General features: G+C 64.5%; 6 protein-coding genes. 3 read left to right on the top strand and 3 right to left on the bottom strand.

The window, feature by feature from the left end:
* A partial coding sequence (locus DCO48_RS22800) for an Ig-like domain-containing protein (RefSeq protein WP_256584149.1) occupies positions 1-1,504 on the top strand: 1,504 nt, incomplete at its 5' end.
* A gap of 54 nt (positions 1,505-1,558) precedes the next feature.
* Positions 1,559-3,034 carry a TolC family protein gene (locus DCO48_RS22360; RefSeq protein WP_116552784.1) on the top strand — a complete coding sequence of 492 codons (1,476 nt, stop codon included), beginning with the start codon at positions 1,559-1,561 and terminating at the stop codon, positions 3,032-3,034.
* Positions 3,035-3,104: 70 nt separating this feature from the next.
* Here the strand turns inward: DCO48_RS22360 and DCO48_RS22355 are convergent, their stop codons facing one another.
* The 3 genes from DCO48_RS22355 to DCO48_RS22345 all read right to left on the bottom strand — a co-directional run bounded on the left by DCO48_RS22355 (position 3,105) and on the right by DCO48_RS22345 (position 5,213).
* Positions 3,105-3,857, bottom strand: a complete 753-nt coding sequence (locus DCO48_RS22355) for an ABC transporter substrate-binding protein (protein WP_116552783.1) — start codon at positions 3,855-3,857, stop codon at positions 3,105-3,107.
* An 81-nt stretch (positions 3,858-3,938) separates the two neighbouring features.
* Positions 3,939-4,352 carry a hypothetical protein gene (locus tag DCO48_RS22350; protein WP_116552782.1) on the bottom strand — a complete coding sequence of 138 codons (414 nt, stop codon included), beginning with the start codon at positions 4,350-4,352 and terminating at the stop codon, positions 3,939-3,941.
* Positions 4,353-4,406: 54 nt separating this feature from the next.
* Positions 4,407-5,213, bottom strand: a complete 807-nt coding sequence (locus DCO48_RS22345) for a helix-turn-helix domain-containing protein (protein ID WP_116552781.1) — start codon at positions 5,211-5,213, stop codon at positions 4,407-4,409.
* Positions 5,214-5,298: 85 nt separating this feature from the next.
* On the opposite strand from DCO48_RS22345, the gene DCO48_RS22340 reads away from it, so the two are divergent.
* Complete coding sequence (locus tag DCO48_RS22340; protein ID WP_116552780.1) at positions 5,299-6,291, top strand: bile acid:sodium symporter family protein; 993 nt, start codon at positions 5,299-5,301, stop codon at positions 6,289-6,291.
* Positions 6,292-6,498: the final 207 nt, after the last annotated feature.

The following is a 6,498-nucleotide window of genomic DNA, read 5'->3' as shown; positions in this document are numbered from 1 at the left end:
GACCAACGCCGGCAGCGTGCGCTACACCGTGACCTTCAGCGAAGCGGTAAGCGGCGTCGATGCCAGCGACTTCAGCCTGAACTTCACCGGCAGTGCCAATGGCAGCATCAGCAGTGTCACCTCGCTGGACGGGCGCACCTACAGCGTAGTGGTGTCGGGCCTGAGCGGCGTCGGCAGCCTGCGCCTGGACCTGAACGGCAGTGCCACCGGCATTGCCGACGCCGCGGGTAACGCGCTGACCGGCGCACAGACCGGCGCCACTTACCAGATCGACCGGGTTGCACCGAAAGTGACCGGCGTCGACGTACCGGGCGCCGGCAGCTATGTGGCAGGGCAGGGGCTGGACTTCACCGTGCACCTGGACGAAGCCGTGCTGGTCGATACCGGCGCCGGCCTGCCGCGCCTGGCCGTGACCCTCGACAACGGCCGGGTGGCCTATGCCGATTATGTGTCCGGTTCCGGCAGCGACACCCTGGTGTTCCGCCTGACCGTCAGCCCGGGCCAGCAGGCCGTGCATGGCGTGAGTGTGGCCGCGGGCATCGAGCTCAATGGCGCCACCCTGCGCGATGCCCAGGGCAACAATGCAGAGGCCACGCTGAATAACGTCGGCAGCACCGCTGACATCGTTATCGATGCGCGTGCACCGCTCCCGGTCGATATCGTCTACAACGGCCCGAACCCAGTCGTGGGCGATAGCATGAGCTACACCGTGACCTTCGACGAGGCGGTCAGCGGTGTGGACGCCAAGGACTTCAGCGTGTTGAACAGCGGCAGCGCCACCGGTGTGGTGCAGTTGGTGCAGCAGGTGGATGCGCGGACCTACCGTGTGACCATCGGCAGCATCAGTGGCCAGGGTGGCCTGGGCATCGCCCTGAACGCCTTGAACAGTGGTATTCGCGATGCGGCCGGCAATGCCCTGACTGTCTCGTTGAAGAGCAGCATTACTTCCGTGCGCAGCCAGGACGCCGGCGATCCGGAGTTCCGCGTGACGACGCCGGTGGTGGCGCTTGACAGTGTCGCCCAGCCGCTGCAACCGCAGGTGCCGACGGCACCGCTCACCAGCACGACGTCGCCGTTGTTGCCGGTGCCGTTGTTCGAACAACGGACGCTGGGCAGTGGTATCGACCCGCTGGGCAACATTTTCATTAAAAATGGCGTGAGCGCGCCGAGCTTCATCGCTCAGGTCTTTGCCAGCAGCGACAGAGCGGCTGGCGGCGCAGCGCAGGGTGTCATCGGCGTTGGCGGCGGTGATGCTGGCGGCGTGTTCGGCACCAGCACCTTTGCCGGCCTGTTCGCTCGGGAGAGCGCGCAGGACATCGGCTCGATGCAGGTATTCGACGGCAAGCAGTGGCGTACCACCGATCCTGCGCAAGGGCTGCGTGCGGTATTCGGTAGCGCCTCGCTGGGGCAGCAGTTGCAAGACATCAAGGACGCCGAACAGCGTCCAGTACGCGAATTGGCCATGGCTTTGGCACAGCCGACACAGATCGGCAACCGGACCTGAAGCGCCAGCACTTATTTTAGAGATGATCGAGCCGTACTAGGGGGCGGCCCAAGGATGAAAAAAAGTCAGAAACTGTTCGGTGCCAGCTTGCTGGCACTGGCAATCAGCGGTTGTGCGGTGACCAGCGAGCCAATCGAGCGCGGCGTGAGTGAGGCGCGTGCGCGCACCGACCTGGCCGGCATGTTCAAGGGCCAGGAGCCGCTCAGCGGCCCGCTGACCTTGCACCAGGCGATGGCGCGGGCGGTGAAGTACAACCTCGAAGCGCGCCTGAAGGTCATGGAGGAAGCGCTGGCCAAGCGTCAGGTCGACCTGGCGCAGTTCGACATGCTGCCGCGCATGGCGATGGAAGCCGGCTATGCCGGGCGCAACAACATCAGTGCCTCAAGCAGCCAGAGCATCCGGACCGGTACCCAGTCGCTGGAACCGTCGACCTCGCAGGACCGTGACCGCGAAGTGGCCGATCTGACCATGGTCTGGAACGTGCTGGACTTCGGTGTCAGCTATGTCAGTGCCAAGCAGCAGGCCGATCAGCGGCTGATCCTGCAGGAGCGTCGGCGCAAGGTGATCCACACCATCACCCAGGACGTGCGTTCGGCGTACTGGCGGGCGGTGGCGGCGCAGCGGCTGCTGACCCAGATCGACAGCCTGATGGGCCGTGTGGCGCAGGCGCGCGACAACAGCCAGCACATGAGCAGCGAGCGCATTGGCGACCCGGTGCAATCGCTGAGCTACCAGCGTGCGCTGATCGAAGCCACGCGTCAGTTGGAAGAGCAACGGCGTGCCTTGTCGTTGGCCAAGACCGAGCTGGCGGCGTTGATCAACCTGCCATTGAACACCGATTTCAGCCTGGCGCCGGAAGAGGGCTATGCGATTCCGCAGTTCAAGGGCGACTTCACCAAACTTGAGCAGCAGGCGCTGGCCAGTCGGCCAGAGCTGCGCGAGCAGGATTACCAGGCGCGGATCAGTGCTGCGGAAACGCGCAAGGCAATGTTGCGTTTGTTGCCGGGGCTGGAGTTCTCTGCCGGTGGGCACTACGACAGCAACTCGTTCCTGGTGAACCAGAGCTGGGCGGATTACGGCGTCAAGGTGACCTGGAACCTGTTCAACGTGTTGTCGGCCCCGGCGGCGATCAAGGTCGCGCAAGCTGGCGAGGACGTCGCGGCGGCACGCCGGCAGGCGATGTCGATGGCGGTGCTGGCGCAGTTGTATGTGGCCAATGCCAACTACAACGAAGCGGCTCGGCAGTTCCGCACCAGCGAGGAGCTGGCGGTCCTGGACGGGCAGATTGCCGAGCAACTGCGTAATCGCTACCAGACGCAGAATATCGGTGAGCTGGAGTTGATTCAGGGCGAGCTGAACAACCTGCAGACGCAGTTGAAGCGGGATTTGTCTTACGCCGAGCTGCGTAATGCGTATGCGCAGTTGTACGTGAGTTCGGGCACGGATCTGTTGCCGGATACCCTGCCGGATGGCAAGTTGGCGACGATCGCTTCGGCGTTGCAGAGCAGTGAGGCGCACTGGGCTCAGTAACCGCCCTGGTGTTGGCAGCGGGGCGGGCTAGTGCCCTGCAACGCTGTCGGCCAGGTGCTTTCGTATCAGCTCAGCGCCCTTGTACCTGCTGCAGGTGCAACTGAGGGCGCAACCAGCGCTGTTCGAGCGTCGCCATCTGGCCGTCGCGCTTCATTGCCTCCAGCGCCTGCTGCCAGCGTTGCACCTGCGCCGCATCGGTCTGGCGCGAGAAGGCGATGTAGTTGGCCTGCTTCATCAACGGCAACTGCAAGTGCAGTTGGCCGGCCTGCATGTCGACTTCCTCGGCCAGCGCCGCCAGGCTCAGGTTGTCCAGGACTACCAGGTCGGTGCGACCCAGGCGCAGCAGCTTCATCATCTGTTCCGGGGTTTCCACCCCATAGAGGTTGCTCAGGCCCTGTTGCTTCAGGTAGCTGTAGGCCAGCCATTTACGCGGCACGGTGATCCGTCCGGCCCTGGCCGCATCCTGCAGCGAGGTCAGGCGCGGCATATCGCGTGTGCTGGAGTAGAGTCCGCTTTCGACCTCCAGCAATGGTCCCACCCACTGGTACTTCGCCTCGCGCTCGGCGGTGCGCAGCACGGTGAACACGGCCATGTCGGCATGCTCGCTGGTTTCACGCATTGCTCGCAGGAACGGCACACGCCGCAGCACCACGGGGTCGCCGGTACGGGCTGCCAGCGCGCGCACCACGTCCACGCCAAAGCCGTGCATCTGTTCGCCTTGCTGGTAGTGCAGGGGCGGGTGATCGTCGGTGAGCATCTGCAACGGCGTGGCCGCAGCAGTGAGGCTGAACAGGCTCAGTAGGCAACCAGCAAGGACGTTCATGAAGCAGTCTCGGCAAACAAAAGTCACCCGCTTATTATGCCGTTGCAGGGCCTGTCGCAGTTGGGCACTTTCAGCGGCGTTTCAGTCCGTCGGCAGCGCCGCGCCGGTGAGGTAGAACACCAGGGCGATGGCGATGGCGAACAGCGGAATACGGAACCAGTAGCGCCGCGCCAGTAGCAACAGCGCGGCGAGGAATAGCAGCCCGCTGCCGAGCAACAGCGGGTCGCCAAACAGCAGCGGCGCATGTGCCCACGCCAGCTCGCCATACACCAAGCCGAACAGCATGGCGCCCAGGCTGTGGCTGGCGTTGAACCCGATCCAGGCGCGCCACAGGGTGGTTTCGCGGGTGATGCGCAGGGTGACCTGCTGCATGTGCTTGGTGAGCGCAGGGTCGTAGGGGTGAAGTTTGCGACTGAAAAAGGTGTAGATCAGGTGCAGCGTGCCCAGCGCGAAGACGATGCAGGCGCTGGTAATGATCAGGGCTTGAGCGGGCACGACGAGTCCTTTGTGCGGGAAGCCATTCCATGGCGGTGCCGCTAGCCTAGCAGGCTATTGGCCGTGAAGGGCGTTCTGGCGCTGGAATTCACCGGGCGACAGGTCGAACTGCTTGCCGAAGGCGGCAATGAACGCCGACAGCGATTCGTAGCCGCAGGCCAGCGCCACATCGGTTACTCGCTCGCCGCGTTGCAGCGCCGGCAGGGCGCTGAGCAGGCGCAGGCGCTGGCGCCACAGGCGGAAGGTCATGCCGGTATCGCGCAGGAACCGGCGGCTGAGGGTCTTTTCCGAGACCCCGGCCTTGCGGCTCAGGTCGAGCAGGCGGGTGCTGTCGTCCGGGCGCTGCTGCAAGCGCCGGCACAGGGCGCGCAAGCGCGGATCGCGCGGTATCGGCAGGACCAGGTCTTCTTCCGGCGCCGCCGCCAGTTGATCGAGCAGCACCGCCACCAGGCGCCCAGGGGCGCCGTCGAGGTCATACGCCACCGGCAATTCACTGAAGCTGCGAATCAGTTCGCGCAGCAGCGGGTTGACGCTGATCACCCGGCATTGCGCGGTGGGCCAGATCATCAGTTGCGGGTCCAGGTACAAGCTGCGCAGGCAGGTGCCGGGGGCACAGCTGACCTGATGCACGACCTGCGCCGGTACCCACACCGCGCGTTGTGGTGGCACGCTGTAGTGGCCGGCATCGGTATGCACCTGCAAGACGCCGTGCGCCGCGTAGGACAACTGCCCCCAGGGATGGCGATGGCGATAGCCCAGGGCAATGTTCGGCAACGCTTCGGCGTGCCCGTAGACGGGGCGGGGCAGGGCTTCCAGGGCCGCCTGCAACTGACGTTGCGAGCGCGGCGTTTGTCCTTTCATCGACACTGTGGGCATTTTGTCGTTAGCCGGAAATGAACGGACACCTTATCGTCTCGCCCATCCTAACAACAAGCCGGAATGCGCGATGAGACACCTGCGGTTGCTGTTCGACAATTTCACCCTGGCTCTGCTGGCGGTCATCGTCATTGCCACCTTGCTGCCGTGCGAAGGCATCGGCGCGCTGCTGTTCGAGTGGCTGACCCACCTGGCGATTGCCCTGCTGTTCTTCATGCATGGCGCCAAGCTGTCGCGCGAGGCGCTACTGGCCGGGGCCGGGCACTGGCGCCTGCACCTGCTGGTGTTCGGTTGTACCTTCGTGATGTTCCCGCTGCTCGGGCTGCTGCTCAAGCCGTTGCTGCTGCCGCTGGTGGGGGACGAACTGTACCTGGGGGTGCTGTACCTGTGCGCCTTGCCGGCAACGGTGCAATCGGCCATTGCCTTCACCTCACTGGCGCGCGGCAACGTGCCCGCGGCGATCTGCAGCGCGGCCGCATCGAGCCTGCTGGGGATTGTTCTGACACCGCTGTTGGTGATGCTGCTGATGGGCGTCGAGGGCAATGGCGCCTCAAACCTTGAGGCGGTGTACAAGATCGTCCTGCAACTGCTGGTGCCGTTTGTAGCCGGGCAACTGGCGCGGCGCTGGATCGGTGCCTGGGTCGCGCGCAATGCGCGCTGGTTGAAGTCGGTGGATCAGGGCTCGATCCTGCTGGTGGTGTATACCGCCTTCAGCGACGCGGTGATCAGCGGTCTGTGGCACGCCGTGCCGCCGCTGCGGCTGGTCACCCTGGGGCTGGTCTGCTGCCTGCTGTTGGCGCTGGTGCTGGCCTGCACCCACGGCCTCGGGCGCTGGTTGGGGTTCAACCTGGAAGACCGCATTACGCTCCTCTTCGGCGGCTCGAAAAAGAGCATGGCTACCGGCGTGCCGATGGCCCAGGTGCTGTTCGCCGGCGGGGCACTGGGGGCGATGATCCTGCCGCTGATGATCTTTCACCAGCTCCAGCTGATGGTCTGCGCGGTGCTCGCGCAGCGCTACGCCAGCCGCCCCTTGGCTGCCGGAGAGCCTCTTTCGGCGTCTTGAAACACATTTCGGAACGGTCCTACATCCTTCTGGGAAAGCCTTTGTTAGCGTGCGGTTTTTGCTTTCTCAGGGATATTTTTCATGAGCCGAGCCTCGCATGAACGTGCTTTCCAGCTCGACGAAGCACGACGCGCAGCCCGTCAGCGTTCGAGCAACGACGTCGAAGCGTTGTTGAGCCCATGCCCGACCAGCCAGGCAGAGATCTTT

It is taken from the genome of Pseudomonas sp. SDI, assembly GCF_003105155.1.
GTDB lineage: Bacteria > Pseudomonadota > Gammaproteobacteria > Pseudomonadales > Pseudomonadaceae > Aquipseudomonas.
Note: the sequence above shows the minus strand (reverse complement) of the source record. Positions and strands in the feature narration are given on the sequence as shown.

Excerpts from the sequence above, each read along its gene's own strand:
- DCO48_RS22355 (WP_116552783.1), bottom strand. The coding sequence starts at position 3,857 with ATGAACGTCCTTGCTGGTTGCCTACTGAGCCTGTTCAGCCTCACTGCT.
- DCO48_RS22360 (WP_116552784.1), top strand. The coding sequence starts at position 1,559 with ATGAAAAAAAGTCAGAAACTGTTCGGTGCCAGCTTGCTGGCACTGGCA.
- DCO48_RS22345 (WP_116552781.1), bottom strand. The coding sequence starts at position 5,213 with ATGAAAGGACAAACGCCGCGCTCGCAACGTCAGTTGCAGGCGGCCCTG.
- DCO48_RS22340 (WP_116552780.1), top strand. The coding sequence starts at position 5,299 with ATGAGACACCTGCGGTTGCTGTTCGACAATTTCACCCTGGCTCTGCTG.